This window comes from Streptomyces sp. NPDC038200 (assembly GCF_055600785.1).
Map to the genome: position 1 here is coordinate 444,184 of NZ_JBVJYH010000006.1, position 18,252 is coordinate 462,435.

Sequence of the window (18,252 nt, forward strand, 5' to 3'; positions counted from 1 at the left end):
GAACGGCACCGCCTGGCGCGCTGCGCGAAAAGCCCTCGGTACGGTCAGGCTATCGCTGGTCGACCGGGAGCGCGGCTGGATCAGTCGGCCGGCGGTGCCTCACCCGTCCCGCCGCGATCCCCCTGTTCCCCATGGTCCTTCGTGTTCCCGCTGTTCCTCCTGTTCCTCCTCCAGCTCCTCCATCAGGCAGACGCCCTCATGCGTCAGCGAGACGGTGGCCGGGGTCCGGTGCGAGGTCCAGTCCACGTTGATCAGGCCCTCGTCGGACAGGTAGACACAGGCGGCGAAGAGGTCCTCGTCGGGCAGGCCCAGCTCGGCGCGGAGCACCGACCCGCTGACCTCGGGGCGATTGACCTCGGCGGCCCCGTACAGGGACCGCAGGACCGCCTGCCGGTTGTTCTTGCGTTCGCGGAGTTTCGTCATGGCTGTCGTTCTCCGAGGTGACGGCCGCGCGGGGACGGACACGACGGCGGATCCTCGTGGCCGAACGGACTCCCGGGTCATACCTCGTCGGTGTGTGACCGGCCCTGATCCGTCGACTCGCTGGTCGCGAGCCAGGACCGTGCGGGTTCCGCCGCGCTCGCGGTGTCGAGGGTGAGATGGAGCCGGGTCCCTCCTTCAGGGCCGGCGGGGTAGCTGCGCTGCTCGGTCGAGTCGAAACAGTGCCGGAGCACTTCGGCGACGCGACGGGCGACCTCCGGCGTCGCGGCGACGACGCGGACCTCGGCGTGCTCCTCGGCGGGCAAGGGCTCGTGCTCCATACGGACCTCCTGGCGGCGACGGGTACGAACCACGAAAAACCTGCCCCCCGACACACCGGGTGAGCGCGAGGGCTGCGGCGCGTTTCCACGGCGGCCCTCCCCTGAAGGGTATGCCGGGCAAGGGTGGCCGTGCGTGCCATCGGCCCACCGGCGGTCCGGCAGGTCGCCCGGGCCCGGCGGCCGTGCGCGCCGGGCCGGGCCGCCGAGGCGGGGCCGGCCGGGAGTACGGTGGAGACACCGAGGGCACGCCGCGCACCGCCTCAGGCACCGGTGCCGTCCTCGGGGATCGACGACGCCGGGGCGGCCCGTGTCCGCGCCCGGGGCAGGGTTGGTCATGACCACGCAGGTGTTCCTCCCGACGACCCTGGCCCTCCCGGCGCTCCGGCCCGCACGGGGCAGGCCGCGTACCCGTCTGCCCGGCCCGCCGAAACGGGAGCGCAGGTCCTCGCCCCCGATCGCGGAACGCGTCCGCCCGCTGACACGGGGCCAGGTCGCGGACCGCCTGCAAGAGCTGGGCGACCTGTACGCGCAGACCTCCGGAGGCGACCCGTGGGCGTGGAACCAGGCGCGCGCCGCCTTCCTGCGCCATCTCGCGGCGGACGCACGACGACCCGGGTTCTCGCTCCTGATCGCGGAGACCACCGCCCTGGCCGGATACGCCTACGGCTTCCCCACGGGCGGCTCGGGCCCGTGGTGGGCGGGGTCCGACGGACGCGTTCGGGGGAGTCTGCTCCGCCGCGCCGGCTCCGGGCGGCTCTTCGTCGTCTCCGGGATCGTCGTTCCGCCTCGCGTGCGCCGCGAGCACCAGGACCACGTCTGGAACCTCGCCCGGCGCCTGCAGCGACGCCTGCTCGCCGACCACGGCGCCGCGCTCGGCGTCACGCTGGTGGACGTCCGGGACCACAGGACCGTGGAGACGATGCGGTCCTGGGGCTGGCGGTATGCGGGAGACGACAACCTCCCGGCCACGCCGCCCGGTCCCTTCCGCATTCTGGTGCTGGCTCCGGAGACGTGAGCGACCCCGTCACGGATCACGCCCCGGCTCCGGCCAGGGGCAGGCGCAGCGCGAGCAGGGCGATGTCGTCGGTGCTGCCGGGGGGCATCCGGGCCGACAGCTGGTCGCACAGGGTGTCCAGTGGTTCATGGGCGAGGGCGAGGGCATGGCGGCGCAGTCGGCCGAGCCCGCTGTCCAGGTCGCTGCCGGGTATTTCGATCAGGCCGTCGGTGTAGAGCAGGAGCGTGGACCCCGGCGGCAGGGCGTGGGCGGCGCTCGGCCGACGGCCGCGGGCGCCCAGGTGGGTGCCGAGGAGCAGCCCCTGCCCGGCTTCGAGGTACTGCGCGTTCCCGTCGGGGGTCAGCAGCAGGGGCGGTGGATGCCCGGCACTGGTCCAGTGCAGCGTCCAGGGGCCGGTGTCCGGGCCTTCCACCCGGGCGAGGACGAGGGTGGCCATCTGCACGGTGGTGATGGCGTGCATGGCGTCGTCGAGGCGGTCCACGACGGCACCGGTCGGCCCCGAGCGGTCCCAGACGAGGGAACGCAGGATGCCGTGCAACTGCGCCATCCCGGCCGCGGCGGTCAGATCGTGGCCCACGACGTCGCCGATGACGAGGGCGAGCGTGCCGTCCCTCAGCGGGAACGCGTCGTACCAGTCGCCCCCCACCTGCGAGCCGGCCGGAGCGGGCTGGTACCGGGCGGCCAGCTGGAGCCGGCCGTGCTCGGGCAGCGGAGGGAGGAGGTTGCGCTGCATGGCCTCGGCGACCGCGCGCTGCCGGCCGAACCGGCGGGCGTTGTCGATGACCAGGCCGACCCGGCGGCCGATGTCGCTCACCACGTCCAGATCGCCGGGGCCGAAGGGCCGTGCCGCGTCGGTGCGTACCAGTGTCAGCGCACCGGCGACCTGCCGTCTGCCGCCCAGCGGCACCGTGATGACGGATGCCGCGCCGGTAGCTGCGAGGAAGGCGCTGTGGACGGTGGCCAGCGGGGAGTCGGGCAGTGCGTCCGGGGCCGCCCGGTCCTGCAGGACGGGACCGCCTCCGTTCAGTACCTGGACCAGGGGCGAGTGGGCCGCCTCCCCGGCCGGGGGCAGGTGGCCACGCCAGTCCTCCTGCCCGGCGTCACGGCCCTCGGGGCCGGTCACCGCCACCCGGTGCACCTGACGGGAGCCGACCAGCAGGTCCACCGCGGCCCAGTCGGCGAGGCGGGGAACGAGGAGCCGGCTCAACCGGGCGAGGGCCTCGTCCACCTCCAGGGTCTGACCGAGCACGTCGGTGATCTCCGCGACGAGGGTCAGACGTTCGGCGAGACTCTCCAGAGCGCTCGTGTGAGCGGCTCGTTCCGCCCGTTCCACGCGCTCCGACTGCTCCGCGCGTTCCGCGCTTTCCCTCCGGGCACGGCGGTCCGCCGCGGTCTCGACGATCAGCAGGACCATGCCACCGGAGCCACCGACCCTGCCGGAGCCGCCGGAGCCGTCCTCGCCCGTCAGAGGCGTGGCCGACCAGGCGATCGGGATCAGCCGGCCGTCGCCCCGCAGGCATCTGTCGTCGTCCCCGCGCGCCGACCGCCCCTCGGCCAGCGCCCGCAGCAGCGGGCAGCGCTCGCGCGGGATGCGGGCGCCTCCCGGGTCCCGATGGCACAGGTCGTGCAGATCCTGCCCGTGCACCACCGCCGCCGCGCGCCCCAGCAGCCGTTCGGCGGCCGGGTTGACCGCGACGATCCGCCCGCCCGGGTCGATCACGGCAACAGCCGTGCCCAGCTGCTCGACCACCTGCTGCCACAGACCAGGGTCCGCTGCCGGCAGCAGCCTCTCGCGCTCTTCGCCGGACCTCGAGCCCTGCACCACGCCGCCGCCGTCCTTTCCGCACAGACCAACACCGCGACCCGGGATCGGATCCCCGGGCCGCCGGGTCACGGAGACTTCGGTGCCCCGATGAGTCCCTTTCCGAGTACCCAGAGGCACGGCGGCCACCGCCCGGCCTGGGCGGCCGACTCCGGGGCCGTCCTGCCCACACCTGATCCGCAGGGTGCTCGGCAGTCCCCCGGCGGGTCAGGCGGGTCAGGCGGGTCCGTCCGGGCTCCGGGAGAAGGCCGTGTCACCGGCCGTCGCCACGATCGCGTCCCTGACGAACAGTACGCGCGGCGGGTAGCCCTGCGCCTTGTCCCCGGGGTCGTCCAGGGCGGAGGTGCGCCAGACCTCCGCTCCGGTGCGGCTGTCCAGTGCCAGCAGACGGCCGAAGCGGTTGGAGAAATAGACCCGCTCGTACGTCGCCGACACCGCGGGCGCGGACAGGCTCTCCACGTCCGTCACCTTCCGCCAGAGTTGCTCGCCGCTGTCCGCCGACACCGCGGTGACCGACCCGTCGGACCGGACGAAGTAGACGACGCCGTCCACCAGGGTGGCCGCGCCGGTCAGCGGATGCGCCAGCGGTATCCGTCTGACCTGCCCGGTTTCCGAGGCCACCCGCAGCAGCGCGTTGTACGGCCGTTCGTACCCGGCTTCGTACACGTCCTTCGCGGTCTGGGGGGCGAGGAACAGGGGTTGCCCGCCGACAGCACCGAGCGCTTCCGCCTTCCGGGGCAGAGTGGCGACTGCGGTCAGGCTGCCGGGTCCGAGTCGCATCAGCTCGACCGGGGCCCGGCCGGGCTCGGTGCCGTCCGAGCACAGGGCGTAGGGGACGCCGCCCGGCGCCGACGGAGCGCAGTACTCGTCCAGCGAGGGCGCCTCCCACACCTTCCTGCCGGAAGGACCGTAGGCCACGAACGACGAGGAGTCGGGAGACAGGGTCAGCAACCCGCCGTCGTACAGGACCGCGTCCTCGGACTTGCTGATGTCACGCCGCCACCGCCGGTGCCCGGTGGCGGCGTCGAGGGCCACCACGCGCCTGGTGTTGTCGTCCGGATCCTCGTACACATAGACCAGCCCGTCGCGAACGCCGATCGGCTGCGCTCCCTGAGGGCGGGTGCCGGCCCGCCACAGGGTGCGGCCGGAGGACGCGTCGATCCTGGCGGCCGTGAAGCCCGTACCTCCGCAGAACAGGGCGCTTCCCTCGGTCACGCATCCGGGGCTGCCGTAGTCGAGGGGGACACCCTTCACGTCGTACCGCAGCTCCTTCCGCCACGGCCGCCAGCCGGCGGGCAGCGATGCGGCACGGGCGGTGGCCGTGGCGGTGGCGCCGGAGGCGGTGGTGCTGTCCGGACCGGACACGGAACCCCCCACTCCGATGCCCAGCCCCGCGACGGCCAGCACCGCACCGAGGCCGGTGAGCAGCAGCCGGGCCCGGCGTCGCCTGCCGGTGCCGGCACCGGCCGCGGCGCCCGTGGAGGTGGTGGCCGCGCTCCGGGAGGCGGGGTGGACCGGCGGTTTCGAGGACTTGCTCCTCGGGAGCCCGGTGGCCTCGGATTCCGGCAGCGCCTGGAGCATGCGGTGGACGTCCGTCAGTTCCGGCCGGGCGGCGGGGTCCTTGTCCAGGCAGCGCTCGACGATGCCCAGGAGGGCTTCGGGCACCCCGCCGAGGTCCGGGGTCCCGAACACCACCTGATAGCCGGTGATGTACGGGCTGTCGGCGTCGAAGGGTCCTGTGCCGACGGCCGCGAACACCAGCAGCGAACCCAGCGAGAACACGTCCGAGGCGTGGGTGACGTCCCGGGGAGAGGCCAACTGTTCCGGTGACATGAACGGCGGAGTGCCGATCATCCGCCCGGTCGTGGTGAGGCGCTGGTTGTCGGAGGCGCGCGATATGCCGAAGTCGATGACGCGCGGCCCGTCCTCGGTCATCAGGACGTTGCTCGGCTTGAGGTCCCGGTGCACCAGGCCCGCCCGGTGGATGTCGCGCAGTGCCTCGGCGAGCCCCAGCCCCAGCGCGCGCAGCTCCCGCTGGTTCAGCGGGCCGTCCTTCTCCACGACTTCGGCCAGGCTGAGCCCCGGCACGTAGAGCGTCGCCATCCACGGCCGGTCGGCGTCCGGGTCGGCGTCCACGACAGGCGCGGTGAAGGCGCCGCTCACTTTGCGCGCTGCCGCGATCTCCTGCCGGAAGCGCGTCCGGAACTCCTCTTCCTGGGCGTACGGCGCATGTACGAGCTTGACCGCGACCTGCCGTCCCGAGGCGGAGACCCCCAGATAGACGACTCCCATGCCGCCCGCCCCGAGCCGGCCGAGGAGGGTGTACCCGCCTATGGACTCAGGGTCCCCGGTGCTCAGGGGCGTCATCGCCGATCATCCCTCCCAGCGCCTGCCTGCCTCACGGGGCCCGGCGCCCTGCCTGCCTCACGGGGCCCGGCGCCCTGCCTGCCTCACGGGGCCCGGCGCCCTGCCTGCCTCACGGGGCCCAGTGCCTGGCTGCCTCACGGGCCCGGCGTCTGCCTGCCTCACGGGGATCAGCGTAGATCCTGCCGCCCCGGGGACGGAGCCGCGCCCGTCACGCGGGGGTGTCGCTGTGCGCCTGAGCCGCGCGGCGGGTCATCCGTCCGGGTGAGGGCCCAACTCCTCAGCGTCCGGACCGGGGTCGATGCCGACGCGGAAGTGCGCCGAGGCGTTCCTGGGTGCCCGTCAGACCGGAGCCGGCACCGGGAGCCGGAGCTGTCGTCAGCCGCCCCCCACAGTCCGCCGTTCCATCCGGCATCCCAGGAAGGCGGCGTTTCCGCAGGTCAGGGCCGGTGCAAGCATTCCAGCATCCCGAAACTCCCGAGGGGCATGGCGGACGGAACGCCCCAGGGCACAGGCTGGGGCCATCCGAACGCGGCGCCTCGCCGGACACGGTGATCGGACCGGCCCAACCAGGCCGTCAGGGCCCCCACTTCCGGCGCCTCCGCGTACACCACACGCGGCGCGACCAGGACAAGCCCGCCCGACACAGCCCACAAGCGCAGGCCCGACCGGAACAGCCCACAAGTGCGGGCCCGACCGGCACACCCCACAAGTGCAGGCCCGACCCGCACGACCCACAAGCGGAAGATCACCTTCCCAATACCCGGAGAAAGAAGCCCACTCATGCGTATCGCCACTCGTTTCGCCTCCCGAGCCACCGCCTCCTCCATGGTCGTCGCCGCAGCCCTCGCGCTCGTCGGCTTCCAGGCGACCGAGCAGACCGCCTCCGCCGCCACCAAGAAGGCCACCTCGGTCGTCACCTGCACCACGGCGAACACCGCGCTGACCGTCACCGAGGTGTCCCGCCCGATCAACCACCTGCTGCTCAAGGCCACCAACACCGGCACCAAGCCCTGCTACGCCTACATCGCCCCCTTCCTGAGGGCCGGCGCCGACGCCCAGGCCCCGCTGCCGTGGGCCGAGGAGACCACGCCGCAGTCCGTGGTGACGCTCGAGCCCGGCCAGTCCGCGTACGCGGGCATCACGACGTCCACCCCCGAGGGCGAAGGCGGGGCGACGGAGAAGACCCTGGGCGTGTTCTTCACCGACCGGGACGGCAACGCGATCAGCAAGGAGAAGACCCTGAAGCTGCCGAACGGTGGCGTCTTCTTCAACAGTGCCGCCACCGTCACCTACTGGCAGGACAACGCGGCGGACGCCCTCTCCTGGTAGCCACTCCGGCGCCCGCCGCCGACCGGCGTCACCGCTGACACCGACGACACGGCGGGCGCCCCCGACGCGGACCGGACGACAGACAAACCCCAGGGCTCCGCCTTGGGGTTTCTTCCTGGCACGGGCGGCGAGAACCCTCCGCCGGTCCGGTGGTGCCCTTGCCCCAGGCCGCGAGTTTGGTGCTCTACTTCGGCGAGGACCGCGAGATGTACCGACAGACCAACAAGCCGGGAACAGCGTTCTGGGAAGCGAGGAGTTCGCCCGGACAAGGCGTCATCGACCGTCGCCGCTTTCGCCGTCGTTCTCCGTTGTTCCCCGTTCGATCTGATGCGCTTGCGGTGCGGCGGTCGTGCCCCCGCCTGGCGCGGTCGAACCGTCCGCTTCGCCGTAGAGGTCCGCGCGGAGGCGCTTCTTGGCCGCTTCGAGCCGCGGACCGTAGTCAGGCACGAACATCTCGCTCAGCGTCGTGTCCAGCGTTCCTGAGATCGAGTAGATCGGCGACCATACAGCTCGGTCGTGCACGATCCCTTCGAGAGCGTCGGACCGGAACATGACCTGGTAGAGCCAGTCCGACAGTACGAACGCTTGATCGCGCGTGAGTCTGATGGTGATCGCGTCCTCATCCACGTGCCCAACCTAGCCCTCGACTTGCCGTGTCGAGTGTCGGGCACCGGCAGTGGCCACCACGCTGTCCATGTCTGTCGGCTTCTCACCGGGCCACGTACGACTGCGTCCACCTGCCTCCATGGGCGGACCGTTCGTAGGTTGCAGCCGACTCGTGGTCTCGCCTGAACGGCCGTGAGGGGGCTGAATGAGACGGGAACCGAGACGGGGCCCGCGCAGAACTCGGGTGACGGTTGGCCGCGGTCGGGGCTAGCGTGCGGCGGTGATCGGCAATGAGGGAGTACGCCTGGGTGCGGAGGCCGCAGATCGCCTGGCACAGACGGGCCTCTACGAATTCGAGGCAGGGCTGACGGAGGCCGAGTTCACGCGCCTCGAGCACGAGTACGGCTTCGAGTTCGCGGACGATCACCGAGCATTCCTTGCGGCCGGGCTCCCGATCAACGTCCCTCCCGAGGACGGGCAGACCTGGTCCAGGCCCTGGCCGGAGTGGCGCGGCGGCGATGCGGACAACTTGCGTCGCCGGCTCGACTGGCCGGTCGAGGGTGTTCTGCTCGCCGTTGAGCACAACGGGTTCTGGTGCGAGGGCTGGGGTGAGCGTCCAGCCGACGGAACGTCGGCACTGGATACGGCGCGGCGTCATCTGGCGGAGGCGCCGGTGATGGTGCCCGTGTACGCCCACCGCTACCTGCCTGCCGGCCGGGGAAGCTTCGGGCATCCCGTGCTCTCGATGTGGCAGACCGACATCATCTACTACGGTCTGGACCTGGCCGACTACATGCACCAGGAGTTCGACGAGGAACGGGGCGAGGTCGACGACAGCTGGAACCCGCGAGCGACGGTCCCCTTCTGGCGGGACCTTCTCTGACTCGTCGAGGAGCCCGGGCAAGCGGCGGACGCTCTCAGCTTGGGAAGCGACGGCGCGCGAATGGCCGCTGACCTGCGCGGATTCGTCGTGTCGGCACCGCTGCGCGGGCTTGTTCGCACCGCTGTTGACCGTGGTTGTCCGTTCCTACGGGCACGCTCTGGGCACGGGAGCCACCATCTGTCGAGCTGTACGGCGCGCGGCGCTTCGCGCCGTCCGGCGGGCATGGCCTGCCGGACTGATCTGGAGTTTCCGTTGCGATTGCACATCTGACGTTCGGATGTGGCGCCATCAATGTTGGTGACATACGCTTCTATGTACATCACCAACATTGCGTAGGAGGTGCTCGTATGTCTGTGACCCAGATCGACATCGATGATGACGCCCTGGAGCGTGCCATGGCTCTGGCCAAGGTCAGGACCAAGAAGGAGGCGGTCAACCTGGCTCTGCACTTCTACGCCGAACAGCAGGAGCGTGCGGCGCGCATCAGCCGTCACTTCGAACGTGCGCGTGAGTGGGGTGCCGTCGAGGACGCCGAGCGCCTGCACCGGGCGGAGAAGCACAGCCGTTGATCTACTTGCTCGACACCTCCGGCCTGGTCCGGCTGCTCCGCGAACCAAAACTGCAGTCGGCCTGGTACGACGCGGTCGACGCCGGTGTCATCGCATCCTGCTACGTGCAGCGAACCGAGTTCCTGTACAGCGCCCGGAACGGCCGTGAGTACGACGAGATCGCGGAGATGTTCACCGACCTCTATCCCGACGTGTCGGTGCCGAAGAACGCGGGGCGTTGGATCAGCGCGGTGCAACGCCGTATGGCCCAGGCCGGGGAGCATCGCAGCGCCTCGGCGGTGGACCTCGTCATCGCCGCCACCGCCGCCCACCACGGCCTGGCTGTCCTCCACGACGATGCCGACTACCGGGCCATCGCCCGGCACGCAACCGATCTGCTCGAGCACAATGTCCACGACATCACCTGAGGTGCTTTCCTCCACAGGTTGTGGACGGGAACTTGCGAAGGTCGGCCGTCGGGGCCTGAAGCGTCACTTGACGTGTAGGGCGTGCCTGGCAATACGCCAGCCGTCATCGGGGCGCCGCAGTTCGTCCTCGTAGACGGCGCTGATGGCGGCGCCGCCGTCCGCGACGCCCAAGCCCTCGGACCGGACACGGGCCTTGTCGCCCGGGCCCTCCGACACGACGACGTTCGTCGTGTGGTGGGCTCGCGCGTGCCCGTCGGCGCTCAGGACGGAGGCGATCGCGTCCAGCCCGACGACCGGGTGGAAGCCGAGGGCGCCTGCGTCCCATACGGCGTCTTCGGTGAGAACGTCGCCGAGGCGGCTCAGCTCGTGGTCGTCCATGATGGGGCCCCACAGAGCCAGGGCTCTCGATGTCTTGACTGTGTCTTCGAATGTGGGTTTCCCCGTCGGTCCTTACATGGTCAGGAGCGGTTGGGGGCGGTGTCGCTCAGACGCCGTTGAGCAGGGCCAGAACCTCGTCGTAGGTGCCGCTTGCCGCCGCGTCGCGGACGAACTTCGCTCGCTCCACGACGAGTTCCTTGCCATCGGGGTCCGCGGACAGGAGAGCCAGGCTTTCGTCGAGTTGCCCTCGCGCAAGCGCTCACGAAGCTGAGGCACGGGCTGGCTGCGGCCGGCTCTCCCTGGGGCGACGACGAGCAGGGCGAGAAGTTCCACAAGGCGTACGGCCCGCACGTCAAGCAGATCGAGCAGTCCACCCAGATCCTGGCCGACGGTCTGGCCAGTATTCGAGAGGCCATGGCCGACATGGCCGACGGCCACATCGACAACGAAGAGCTGATCCGGGGCATGTTCAGCCGGATCCGCGTCGATCGCGACACCAAGGGCGACGGCAAATGAGCGTCGCGGACAAGGCCCGCAAGGTCGTTCAGGACCTGACGGGCATGTGGTGGCCCGACGCCGATGAAGACGGGTTGCGGGATGCTGGGAGGAGGTGGAGGGACTTCACCGATGATGTCGACGATGTCACCTCCGGTGCCAACAAGGCGGCGCGCTCCATCATCGAGCACAACAAGGGCGAGGCCATCTCCGCCTTCGCCGACCCCTACTGGCGTCGCTACTACCTCGACGGACACGGGTGGCTGAAGGATCTGGCCGACGCCGCCCGCGACATGGCCAAGGCGCTGGACGCATACGCGGACGCCGTACACAGCGCGAAGAAGAAGCTGGAACACGAGCTGGAGATCGTCGGTGCCACACTCGTCGCCGGCACCGCCCTGGCCATCTTCACCGCGGGCATGTCGGAAGGTGCGGCCGCGGCGGCCGCGGCCACTGTCGCGGACATGGCCGCCGGACTGGGCATCGCGGTGACCGAGGAGATCGCCACCACCGCGGGCACCACCGCGGCCACCGCGGCCTTCGCCGGCGTCGAATCCGTCACGGTGGATCTCGCCGTAACCCAGCCCGTGTCCATCGCCCTGGGCGAGCAGAAGTGCGGGCTCAGCCTGGACGAGGCCCGCCAGGCCGGCGTGTACGGCGCGCTCCTGGGCGGTGGCTTCGGCGGCGCGGGTACCGGACCTGGTAAGGGGCCGTGGCCTGTGGTCAACGGCGTCAAGGGTCCTGCGGCTGGGAGGTGAACAGTGTCATCCTGCGGGGCTATGAGCGGCACGTCAATCAAGACCTCGCTGATATTCGCTGATGGCAAGGCCACCTGGAGGGCGCAGGTCAGCCGCTACGAGATCAACGGCCGCACGTACGAGGTCGAACCCTCCGGCAGGGTATTCCCCGACAGCGGGGAGGGCATCGTCAAACTCGACCGGAACGAGTACGCCGCGCTCCAGCAGATCGTCAAGGCGAAGGGTGACATCGGTGCGGCCCCGCAGCTGACCCGTGCCCCGCGCTTCGTGAACAACCCACAGGCCGTGCAGAAGGCTTTGGACATCTACAACGGGACCTATCCGTCATGACGTACAACTTCCTCACCGTCGAACCGCTGAGCGCCGACGTTGTCGCTGCGGTACTTGCGCAGTGCCTGGATGTTAGCGTGCAGGACGTTGACGTCGCTGACGAGGACACTGACCAAGAGCTGCGCAACTGGGATGCCCTGGTGTTCTGCGACGAGGTCACGGTGCTTGGCGACGTGTCCACGTCCCTGGACATCTACGTCCAGGAGTCCGTGCAACCGCAACCCAGCGAGCGCGACCTGGCGTCCGCCTTCGCCTCCGCGGCAGACACCGTGGTCCTCTTCCCCGCCGAGGAAGCGCCGCCGAGCGCGTACTGGTTGGCTACGGAAGCTGGGCTGGTCACGCGAGCACGCCTGTACGGTTCCGACGACGAACCTCGCTACACGATCGACAGGGTCGAGGCTCCCGTCGGCCGACTGCCTCATGTCACGGTGGCCCGCATTCCGGAAGTGGTCCGCGAGCTGAAGATCGCCACGCCGCTTACCGACGCCTTCGCCGCGCACCTGCGACGCATGCACCCGGACGAGGCCGGGACCTTGGGATCGTCGGCCTGGACGGCAAGTGATCGCCTCGGTGCCTGGGAGAAACTCGTGCGCCACATGGAAGCCGGGTGGGCGCCTTCCGGCTGGTTTCCTCCGGACCTCTATTGCGAGCGTCTGGAAGTGCGCGACGAGCTGGAGCAGGTGTGCACTCAACTCCCCAAGGATGCGACTGTCTTGCTCCGGAACTCGCTTGGCTCTCTGGATGCCCTCTTCGCCGAGCTGACAGTCGATGACACTGGAGGTCTGCTCCGCAAGGAGCTGCTTCCAGCGTGCGCTGCCTCGCCCCATGGATGGTGGTGGAACCGCCGCCCTGAGCCGCTGCCCTGGTGATCAAACGCTCTCGACCCGTTCCGGCGCCACCCTCAAGGAAGCGATGGTGCGCGCCGGCCAGTCGTCAGAGAAGGCCGCGCTGATCTTCCAGCTCTCCGACGAGGATCGGCAGCGTGATGTTGCCGCCGGGCTGGACGACATGGTCCGCGCCGAGCGTGCGAAGCCCCACACGAGCGCGAACGCGCAACCACAAGAAAAAGCCCACCGAAAGTTACTGAAGCCGCTGCTTATGGTGCGGACCTGGAGGCACAGCCCGCGCACTGGTCTAGACAACAAACAACCCCCGGGCCTATGACCTGGGGGTTTCTCATGGAGCGGGTGACGAGAATCGAACTCGCGCTCTCAGCTTGGGAAGCTGATGTTCTACCATTAAACTACACCCGCGTATGTACGGACATGGTCTCCGTGGATCCCTTGTCCGGACGCTCGCTCACTGTACATCATCGCCGGCCCCCGGTGCTGCGACCCGGGGTGTTTCGGGGTGGGATCCGGCTGCGGGCGCGGTGAGTTGGGGCGTACCGTGGGGGACCGGAGTGCCGCCTGGAGTGCCGTCTCTTTGATCCCGTAATGTGGCTTTTGTCGTCCGGGCAGCAACGCCGGACGAGGCTCTTGGGGAAGGGACTTGAGGGACTTGATGGAACGCACCGTCGTCCGATGCGCGGACGGGCACGTCTTCAGCACCGCTTCGTTCCCGATGCAGATGGCCGGTCGGCTCGGCCCCGGTCGGCTCGTGCGGTGTCCGCGGTGTGCCCGGCTCCGCAGCGCGGTACCGGTGCCCGTCGCCATGGAGAAGCGGTGACGGGAGCCGTAGGGGACCGTCTGTAGTCGGAGTGTGACAGCGGGCGCGCGGAGCCGTCGTGATTGCCATGGCTCCGCGCGCCTTGCGTATCCTCGCTACGTGCTTCTCTCAGACAAGGACATCCGGGCCGAGATCGACGCCGGGCGGGTGCGGATCGATCCCTATGACGAATCCATGGTGCAGCCGTCGAGCATCGACGTACGGCTGGACCGGTACTTCCGGGTGTTCGAGAATCACCGGTACCCCCACATCGACCCCTCCGTCGAGCAGGCCGATCTGACCCGGCTGGTCGAGCCCGAGGGCGATGAGCCGTTCATCCTGCATCCCGGGGAGTTCGTGCTGGCCTCCACCTACGAGGTCATCACGCTGCCCGACGATCTCGCGTCGCGACTCGAGGGGAAGAGTTCGCTCGGGCGCCTGGGCCTGGTCACGCACTCCACCGCCGGGTTCATCGATCCCGGGTTCAGCGGGCATGTGACCCTGGAGCTGTCCAATCTCGCCACGCTGCCGATCAAGCTGTGGCCGGGGATGAAGATCGGGCAGCTGTGCATGTTCCGGCTGACCTCGCCCACCGAGCACCCGTACGGCAGTGAGCGCTACGGCTCCCGGTACCAGGGGCAGCGCGGGCCGACCGCCTCGCGGTCCTTCCTCAATTTCCATCGGACCCAGGTGTGAGGGCTACGACTACATGAGCGACGCAAGCGTGCGCGAGAACCTGACCTACGAGCGGTTCGGGGTCGCCATCCGGGAGCTGGCGCAGACCATCGCCGACGACGGGTACGAGCCCGACATCGTGCTCAGCATCGCGCGTGGCGGGGTTTTCGTCGCCGGTGGGCTCGCCTACGCCCTGGACTGCAAGAACATCCACCTGGTGAACGTGGAGTTCTACACGGGTGTGGGCACCACCCTGGAAATGCCGGTCATGCTCGCCCCCGTGCCGAACGTGATCGACTTCTCCGACAAGAAGGTGCTGATCACCGACGACGTCGCGGACACCGGCAAGACCCTGAAGCTGGTGCGCGACTTCTGCCTCGACACCGTCGCCGAGGTGCGCTCCGCGGTGGTCTACGAGAAGTCCCACTCCCTCGTGAAGTGCGAGTACGTGTGGAAGCGGACCGACGACTGGATCAACTTCCCGTGGAGCGTCGAACCGCCCGTCGTGCGGCGGGCGGGGCAGGTCCTCGACGCCTGAAGGAAACGGCTCAGGCCACGCGGCGCACGGTGACGCCCAGGCCACGCGGTGCACGGCGAGGGCCCTCGGCAGTACTGCCGAGGGCCCTCGCCGTGTCCGGTGCCGGGCGGCCGTCAGAACGTGCCCAGCTTGACGATCGACAGCAGCGCGACCAGCTGGATCGCCGACGCGCCCAGGGCCTTCGGCCAGGGCAGGTCGTGGGAGCGGGAGACCATCAGGGTCAGCAGGACGCCCGCGCCGATCCAGGTGGCCCAGCCCAGGATCTGGACGAAGCCGGCGTCGCCGCCGAAGAACATGGCGACGATCAGGCGGGGCGCGTCCGTGAGGGCCGTGATCAGCATGGACAGGCCCACCGTGGGCTGCCAGGCGCCGTCACCGCCGAGCTGGCGGGCCAGGGTGTGGGTGACCACGCCCAGGACGAACAGGCCCAGCACCATCACGATCGCCGTCACCAGCACGATCGGCACCGCGTTGGAGAGCGTCGCGCTGATCGCGTCCTTGCGGGCACCGTCGAAGCCGAAGACGGCGAGCAGGCCGTAGAGGAAGGTGACGACGAGCGCGGGGATCCACATCGTGTAGTCCCGCATGCGCAGGAACGTCTGGTCCGGGGAGAGGACGATCCCCTTCAGGAGTTCCTTCCAGTGCAGCGGCGGGCCGACCGGGCCGGCGGGCGCGGCGGCCGAGCCGGCGTGGTAGGTCGCGCCCTGGGTGTAGCCGGCGGCCTCGTCGACCGAGAAGGCCTGGGTGTGACCCGGGTTGTTGGCCGCGTAGGGATCATGCCCGCCGGGCCCGCCGTGGCCCCCGTGGCCGCCCTGCCCGGAGCCCGCGTAGCCGCCGTCGCCGAAGTACTCCGGCCCGTCGTCGGCGGGTCCCGGGTGTCCGTACTGCTGTCCCTGCTGCGGGTACGGCGGCTGCGGCGCCGAGGGGTAGCCGTACGAGGGGCCCGACGGGCCCGGCCGGCCGTGCGACGGCTGACCGTGCGACGGCTGACCGTGCGACGGCTGACCGTACGACGGTCCTCCGGGGCGAGCGGGGCCGCGCCCGTGTCCGTACGACGGTCCCTGGGGCGCCTGCTGTCCTTGGGGGGTGCGGTTGTCTCGGCCCCCGCGTCCGATCCTGAATCCAGCCACGTCATCGAACGTACCTGGTCCTGGCGGCCGATGTGCCGGGCCCGGTGGTCCGGGCCCGGCTTTGCGGCCGACCTGTGACATCCCCTAAGGGACCGTCAGGACGGGCACCCGGGGTTCCTGAGGGGTTTCCCGGGTTTCCGCCCGGGGCGCCGGTTCGGTCCGCCGCCCGCGGCGCCGGCTCAGTCCGCGAAGACGGCGCCGAACTGCGGGGTACCGGTGGTCGAGACGCCCACGGTGCTCGCGCCGAAGGCCCGCGAACCGGACGCGGTGATCTTCGTGCCGTTGGACGGCAGGTAGGTCAGGGCGCCGTCGCCGCCGTTCTCGTACGAGCCGATCACCAGGTCGGCCTTGCCGTCGCCGGTGACGTCGTCGAGCTTGACGTCGGCGCCGAACAGGTCGGACTTCTCGTCGCCGCCGGGCACGCCCGCGGTGCTCTGGGCGAAGGACTGGGCGCCGGAGGCGGTGTTCACGCCGGACTCGGAGCCGTACAGGACGGTGACCTGACCGGCGTTGGCGACGCTGCCGAGGTCCTCGTTCGGGGAGCTGACGACCAGGTCCTGGCGGCCGTCGCCGTTGATGTCACCGAGGTCGATGTCCCAGCCGAAGCCGTCGCCGGTCTCGGAGCCGCCGGGCACGTTGCCGGTGTCCTGGTTGATGGACGTGGTGCCGGCCGGGCCGGAGGCGGAGCCGTAGGTGACGCTCACCCTGCCGCCCTTGGCGGAGTCCGGGATGGTCTCGCCGTCGCTGGTTCGGGTGTCCCAGGAGGCGCCGGAGACGATGTCGCCGAAGCCGTCGCCGTTGACGTCGCCGATGCCGGTGATGATGCCGGACTTCAGGGCCTTGGCGGAGCCGGCGCTCAGGCCGCTCGTGGTGCCGGGCAGCCAGTAGTTGGTGTTCCAGTGCGACGACGTCTTCGTCTCGTAGCCGTCGACGACGAGATCGGTGCGGCCGTCGCCGTTCACGTCGCCCGCGGTCAGGTTCATCGGGCCGTACGGGTAGTCGTTGGAGCCCGTCTCGATGGGCGGCTTGACCGTGGTGCGGCCGGCCGGGGTGCCGGTGCTGCCGAAGCCGCCCTTGTACAGGTAGAGGGTGGCGGCGGAGCTGCCGACGACCAGGTCGGCCTTGCCGTCGCCGTCGAAGTCGCCGGCGGCCAGGGTCTGGCCCCAGAAGTCGTGGGAGCCGGTGGCCGGGTCGGGGAGGTCCACGCCCTTGCCCGTCAGGCCGCTCTTGGAGCCCCACAGCAGGGCGACGCCGCCGCCGTTGGTGTCGGTGCCGACCTTCTCGCTCGGGGCGCCCACGGCGAGGTCGTCGTAGCCGTCGCCGTTGAAGTCGGCGTACGCCAGGTCGGCGCCGAACATGTCGCCGGTCTCGGCGGTGCCGGGGACGCCGGCGCTGTTCTGGCTGAGGGTGGTGCGCTTGGCGGAGGAGATTCCGGTCTTCGTGCCGTACACGACGACGACCTGGCCGGCGTTCTTGTGACCGCTGACGTACGCGGTGGCCGCCGAGGTGGCGATGTCGCCGATGCCGTCGCCGTTGAAGTCGGCCTTGGCGACCTTGAAGGAGTCCGCGGCGGTGGCGGGCGACGCCGCGAAGGTGAGCAGACCGCCGGTCAGCGCGGCGGCCACGGCCGTCGCGAGGGCCAGTCGCGGAGGGAGTCTGTGCATGCGGTCTCCTGCGGCATGCGGGGGATGCCTGGCGGGGCATCCGCAGTGGTTGGGGTGCGGTCCGCCCTTGTTCATCACGGGTTGTGCCGTGGTTCACCGGGCGGTCGGCGATCAGGAGACCAGCGGTGATCCTCAAGGGTTGTACGTGCGTACGTGCGTACGTGAACGGACGGGAGCCGGGCGTGGGGCCGGCTCTGTTCGCCGGGGGGGGGGCTTCGTACTGGTCCTCTTGGTGTACGCCTTCCCGACCGGCTTCCGAGAACGGCGGCGGTGTGGGCCAGGATGGGTCCATGAGCGTAGTGAAGATCAACGTGCTGACCGTTCCCGCCGAGCAGCGGGAGGTGCTGGAGAAGCGGTTCGCCTCGCGGGCCCACGCGGTGGAGAACTCCGACGGCTTCGAGTGGTTCGAGCTGCTGCGCCCCGTGGAGGGCACCGACACGTACCTCGTCTACACGCGCTGGCGCGACGAGGCGTCGTTCCAGGCGTGGATGGAGGGGCCGATGAAGTCCGCGCACCAGGGCGGCGGCGAGGGCGGCGAGCGCCCGAAGCCGGCGGCCTCCGGCTCGACCCTGTGGTCCTTCGAGGTGGTGCAGCAGGCGGCGCCGAAGGGCGCCTGACCCCGGGACAGGCGCCGCAGGGTGCCTGACCCCGGGACGCGACGACGCCCCCTGCCTGTGCGGGTCAGGGGGCGTCGTCGGGTCTTTCAGGGGGCGGTCACTTGACCGGTTCCGGCTCCGGCGCGGTCTCCGGCTCCGGCTCGCCCGCCGGGTCGGCCGGGGTCCGGACGGAGTCCAGCAGCAGCTGGGCGACGTCCACGACCTGGACGGACTCCTTGGCCTTGCCCTCGTTCTTCTTGCCGTTCACGGAGTCCGTGAGCA

19 protein-coding genes, 1 tRNA gene and 2 pseudogenes are annotated in these 18,252 nt (G+C 70.4%); 13 read left to right on the plus strand and 9 right to left on the minus strand.

All coding sequences use genetic code 11. The annotated features are described in order from the left end of the window. Positions 1-99: 99 nt before the first annotated feature. Together ACZ7KF_RS16490 and ACZ7KF_RS16495 are read right to left on the minus strand one after the other, a co-directional pair. On the minus strand, positions 100-423 hold the full coding sequence (locus tag ACZ7KF_RS16490; RefSeq protein ID WP_471074401.1) for a hypothetical protein: 324 nt from the start codon (positions 421-423) through the stop codon (positions 100-102). Positions 424-500: 77 nt separating this feature from the next. After that, on the minus strand, positions 501-761 hold the full coding sequence (locus ACZ7KF_RS16495) for a hypothetical protein (protein ID WP_471074404.1): 261 nt from the start codon (positions 759-761) through the stop codon (positions 501-503). A 334-nt stretch (positions 762-1,095) separates the two neighbouring features. Between ACZ7KF_RS16495 and ACZ7KF_RS16500 the strand changes: the two genes are divergently transcribed. Then, positions 1,096-1,776, plus strand: a complete 681-nt coding sequence (locus ACZ7KF_RS16500) for a hypothetical protein (protein ID WP_471074407.1) — start codon at positions 1,096-1,098, stop codon at positions 1,774-1,776. A gap of 16 nt (positions 1,777-1,792) precedes the next feature. On the opposite strand, the gene ACZ7KF_RS16505 is transcribed toward ACZ7KF_RS16500, so the two are convergent. Together ACZ7KF_RS16505 and ACZ7KF_RS16510 are read right to left on the minus strand one after the other, a co-directional pair. Beyond that, entirely contained in the window at positions 1,793-3,601 is a 1,809-nt protein-coding gene (locus tag ACZ7KF_RS16505) for a PP2C family protein-serine/threonine phosphatase (RefSeq protein ID WP_471074410.1), read from the minus strand. Positions 3,602-3,814: 213 nt separating this feature from the next. Further along, on the minus strand, positions 3,815-5,965 hold the full coding sequence (locus tag ACZ7KF_RS16510) for a protein kinase domain-containing protein (RefSeq protein ID WP_471074413.1): 2,151 nt from the start codon (positions 5,963-5,965) through the stop codon (positions 3,815-3,817). Between the two features lie 780 nt (positions 5,966-6,745). Here ACZ7KF_RS16510 and ACZ7KF_RS16515 point away from each other — a divergent pair. Beyond that, positions 6,746-7,294 carry a DUF4232 domain-containing protein gene (locus ACZ7KF_RS16515; RefSeq protein ID WP_471074416.1) on the plus strand — a complete coding sequence of 183 codons (549 nt, stop codon included), beginning with the start codon at positions 6,746-6,748 and terminating at the stop codon, positions 7,292-7,294. 273 nt (positions 7,295-7,567) lie between these two features. On the opposite strand, the gene ACZ7KF_RS16520 is transcribed toward ACZ7KF_RS16515, so the two are convergent. Beyond that, positions 7,568-7,921 (minus strand): hypothetical protein, encoded by a 354-nt coding sequence (locus ACZ7KF_RS16520; protein ID WP_471074419.1) that lies wholly within the window; start codon positions 7,919-7,921, stop codon positions 7,568-7,570. A 259-nt stretch (positions 7,922-8,180) separates the two neighbouring features. Between ACZ7KF_RS16520 and ACZ7KF_RS16525 the strand changes: the two genes are divergently transcribed. The 3 genes from ACZ7KF_RS16525 (at position 8,181) to ACZ7KF_RS16535 (ending at position 9,759) form a co-directional block, all read left to right on the plus strand. Further along, complete coding sequence (locus tag ACZ7KF_RS16525; RefSeq protein WP_471074422.1) at positions 8,181-8,783, plus strand: hypothetical protein; 603 nt, start codon at positions 8,181-8,183, stop codon at positions 8,781-8,783. A 347-nt stretch (positions 8,784-9,130) separates the two neighbouring features. Further along, positions 9,131-9,352: a type II toxin-antitoxin system VapB family antitoxin gene (locus tag ACZ7KF_RS16530; RefSeq protein WP_180989643.1), complete on the plus strand. Its 222-nt coding sequence runs from the start codon at positions 9,131-9,133 to the stop codon at positions 9,350-9,352. Then, positions 9,349-9,759 carry a PIN domain-containing protein gene (locus ACZ7KF_RS16535; protein ID WP_470688223.1) on the plus strand — a complete coding sequence of 137 codons (411 nt, stop codon included), beginning with the start codon at positions 9,349-9,351 and terminating at the stop codon, positions 9,757-9,759. Before ACZ7KF_RS16530 ends, ACZ7KF_RS16535 begins: the two co-directional genes overlap by 4 nt. A gap of 63 nt (positions 9,760-9,822) precedes the next feature. Here ACZ7KF_RS16535 and ACZ7KF_RS16540 read toward each other — a convergent pair. After that, positions 9,823-10,173, minus strand: a pseudogene (locus ACZ7KF_RS16540) (nuclear transport factor 2 family protein); the annotation flags it as partial. Between the two features lie 114 nt (positions 10,174-10,287). On the opposite strand from ACZ7KF_RS16540, the gene ACZ7KF_RS16545 reads away from it, so the two are divergent. The 5 genes and pseudogenes from ACZ7KF_RS16545 to ACZ7KF_RS16565 form a co-directional block, all read left to right on the plus strand. Beyond that, a complete protein-coding gene (locus ACZ7KF_RS16545) occupies positions 10,288-10,653 on the plus strand; it encodes a hypothetical protein (protein ID WP_471074426.1) in 366 nt (121 codons plus the stop codon). Beyond that, positions 10,650-11,390: a WXG100-like domain-containing protein gene (locus ACZ7KF_RS16550; protein WP_471074429.1), complete on the plus strand. Its 741-nt coding sequence runs from the start codon at positions 10,650-10,652 to the stop codon at positions 11,388-11,390. The genes ACZ7KF_RS16545 and ACZ7KF_RS16550 overlap by 4 nt, the downstream gene beginning before the upstream one ends. 21 nt (positions 11,391-11,411) lie before the next feature. After that, positions 11,412-11,720: a hypothetical protein gene (locus ACZ7KF_RS16555; RefSeq protein WP_471074432.1), complete on the plus strand. Its 309-nt coding sequence runs from the start codon at positions 11,412-11,414 to the stop codon at positions 11,718-11,720. Beyond that, a complete protein-coding gene (locus ACZ7KF_RS16560) occupies positions 11,717-12,589 on the plus strand; it encodes a hypothetical protein (RefSeq protein WP_471074435.1) in 873 nt (290 codons plus the stop codon). Before ACZ7KF_RS16555 ends, ACZ7KF_RS16560 begins: the two co-directional genes overlap by 4 nt. A 4-nt stretch (positions 12,590-12,593) precedes the next feature. After that, a pseudogene (locus ACZ7KF_RS16565) lies at positions 12,594-12,884 on the plus strand (hypothetical protein); the annotation flags it as partial. Positions 12,885-12,899: 15 nt separating this feature from the next. Here the strand turns inward: ACZ7KF_RS16565 and ACZ7KF_RS16570 are convergent. Continuing rightward, a tRNA-Gly gene (locus tag ACZ7KF_RS16570) sits at positions 12,900-12,973 on the minus strand. A 514-nt stretch (positions 12,974-13,487) separates the two neighbouring features. On the opposite strand from ACZ7KF_RS16570, the gene dcd reads away from it, so the two are divergent. Further along, positions 13,488-14,063: a dCTP deaminase gene (dcd, locus tag ACZ7KF_RS16575; RefSeq protein ID WP_467794063.1), complete on the plus strand. Its 576-nt coding sequence runs from the start codon at positions 13,488-13,490 to the stop codon at positions 14,061-14,063. Positions 14,064-14,076: 13 nt separating this feature from the next. Further along, on the plus strand, positions 14,077-14,580 hold the full coding sequence (locus ACZ7KF_RS16580) for a phosphoribosyltransferase (protein WP_471074438.1): 504 nt from the start codon (positions 14,077-14,079) through the stop codon (positions 14,578-14,580). 113 nt (positions 14,581-14,693) lie between these two features. On the opposite strand, the gene ACZ7KF_RS16585 is transcribed toward ACZ7KF_RS16580, so the two are convergent. Then, positions 14,694-15,791 carry a Yip1 family protein gene (locus ACZ7KF_RS16585; RefSeq protein ID WP_471074441.1) on the minus strand — a complete coding sequence of 366 codons (1,098 nt, stop codon included), beginning with the start codon at positions 15,789-15,791 and terminating at the stop codon, positions 14,694-14,696. A 98-nt stretch (positions 15,792-15,889) separates the two neighbouring features. After that, complete coding sequence (locus ACZ7KF_RS16590; RefSeq protein ID WP_471074443.1) at positions 15,890-17,374, minus strand: FG-GAP and VCBS repeat-containing protein; 1,485 nt, start codon at positions 17,372-17,374, stop codon at positions 15,890-15,892. Between the two features lie 290 nt (positions 17,375-17,664). Between ACZ7KF_RS16590 and ACZ7KF_RS16595 the strand changes: the two genes are divergently transcribed. Continuing rightward, a complete protein-coding gene (locus ACZ7KF_RS16595) occupies positions 17,665-17,991 on the plus strand; it encodes an antibiotic biosynthesis monooxygenase family protein (protein ID WP_471074446.1) in 327 nt (108 codons plus the stop codon). Positions 17,992-18,252: the final 261 nt, after the last annotated feature.

Coding starts and splice junctions, on each gene's coding strand:
- ACZ7KF_RS16510 (WP_471074413.1), bottom strand. CDS start 5,965: ATGACGCCCCTGAGCACCGGGGACCCTGAGTCCATAGGCGGGTACACC.
- ACZ7KF_RS16595 (WP_471074446.1), top strand. CDS start 17,665: ATGAGCGTAGTGAAGATCAACGTGCTGACCGTTCCCGCCGAGCAGCGG.
- ACZ7KF_RS16585 (WP_471074441.1), bottom strand. CDS start 15,791: ATGTCACAGGTCGGCCGCAAAGCCGGGCCCGGACCACCGGGCCCGGCA.
- ACZ7KF_RS16500 (WP_471074407.1), top strand. CDS start 1,096: ATGACCACGCAGGTGTTCCTCCCGACGACCCTGGCCCTCCCGGCGCTC.
- ACZ7KF_RS16530 (WP_180989643.1), top strand. CDS start 9,131: ATGTCTGTGACCCAGATCGACATCGATGATGACGCCCTGGAGCGTGCC.
- ACZ7KF_RS16550 (WP_471074429.1), top strand. CDS start 10,650: ATGAGCGTCGCGGACAAGGCCCGCAAGGTCGTTCAGGACCTGACGGGC.
- ACZ7KF_RS16580 (WP_471074438.1), top strand. CDS start 14,077: ATGAGCGACGCAAGCGTGCGCGAGAACCTGACCTACGAGCGGTTCGGG.
- ACZ7KF_RS16590 (WP_471074443.1), bottom strand. CDS start 17,374: ATGCACAGACTCCCTCCGCGACTGGCCCTCGCGACGGCCGTGGCCGCC.
- ACZ7KF_RS16555 (WP_471074432.1), top strand. CDS start 11,412: ATGAGCGGCACGTCAATCAAGACCTCGCTGATATTCGCTGATGGCAAG.
- ACZ7KF_RS16490 (WP_471074401.1), bottom strand. CDS start 423: ATGACGAAACTCCGCGAACGCAAGAACAACCGGCAGGCGGTCCTGCGG.
- ACZ7KF_RS16560 (WP_471074435.1), top strand. CDS start 11,717: ATGACGTACAACTTCCTCACCGTCGAACCGCTGAGCGCCGACGTTGTC.
- ACZ7KF_RS16515 (WP_471074416.1), top strand. CDS start 6,746: ATGCGTATCGCCACTCGTTTCGCCTCCCGAGCCACCGCCTCCTCCATG.
- ACZ7KF_RS16495 (WP_471074404.1), bottom strand. CDS start 761: ATGGAGCACGAGCCCTTGCCCGCCGAGGAGCACGCCGAGGTCCGCGTC.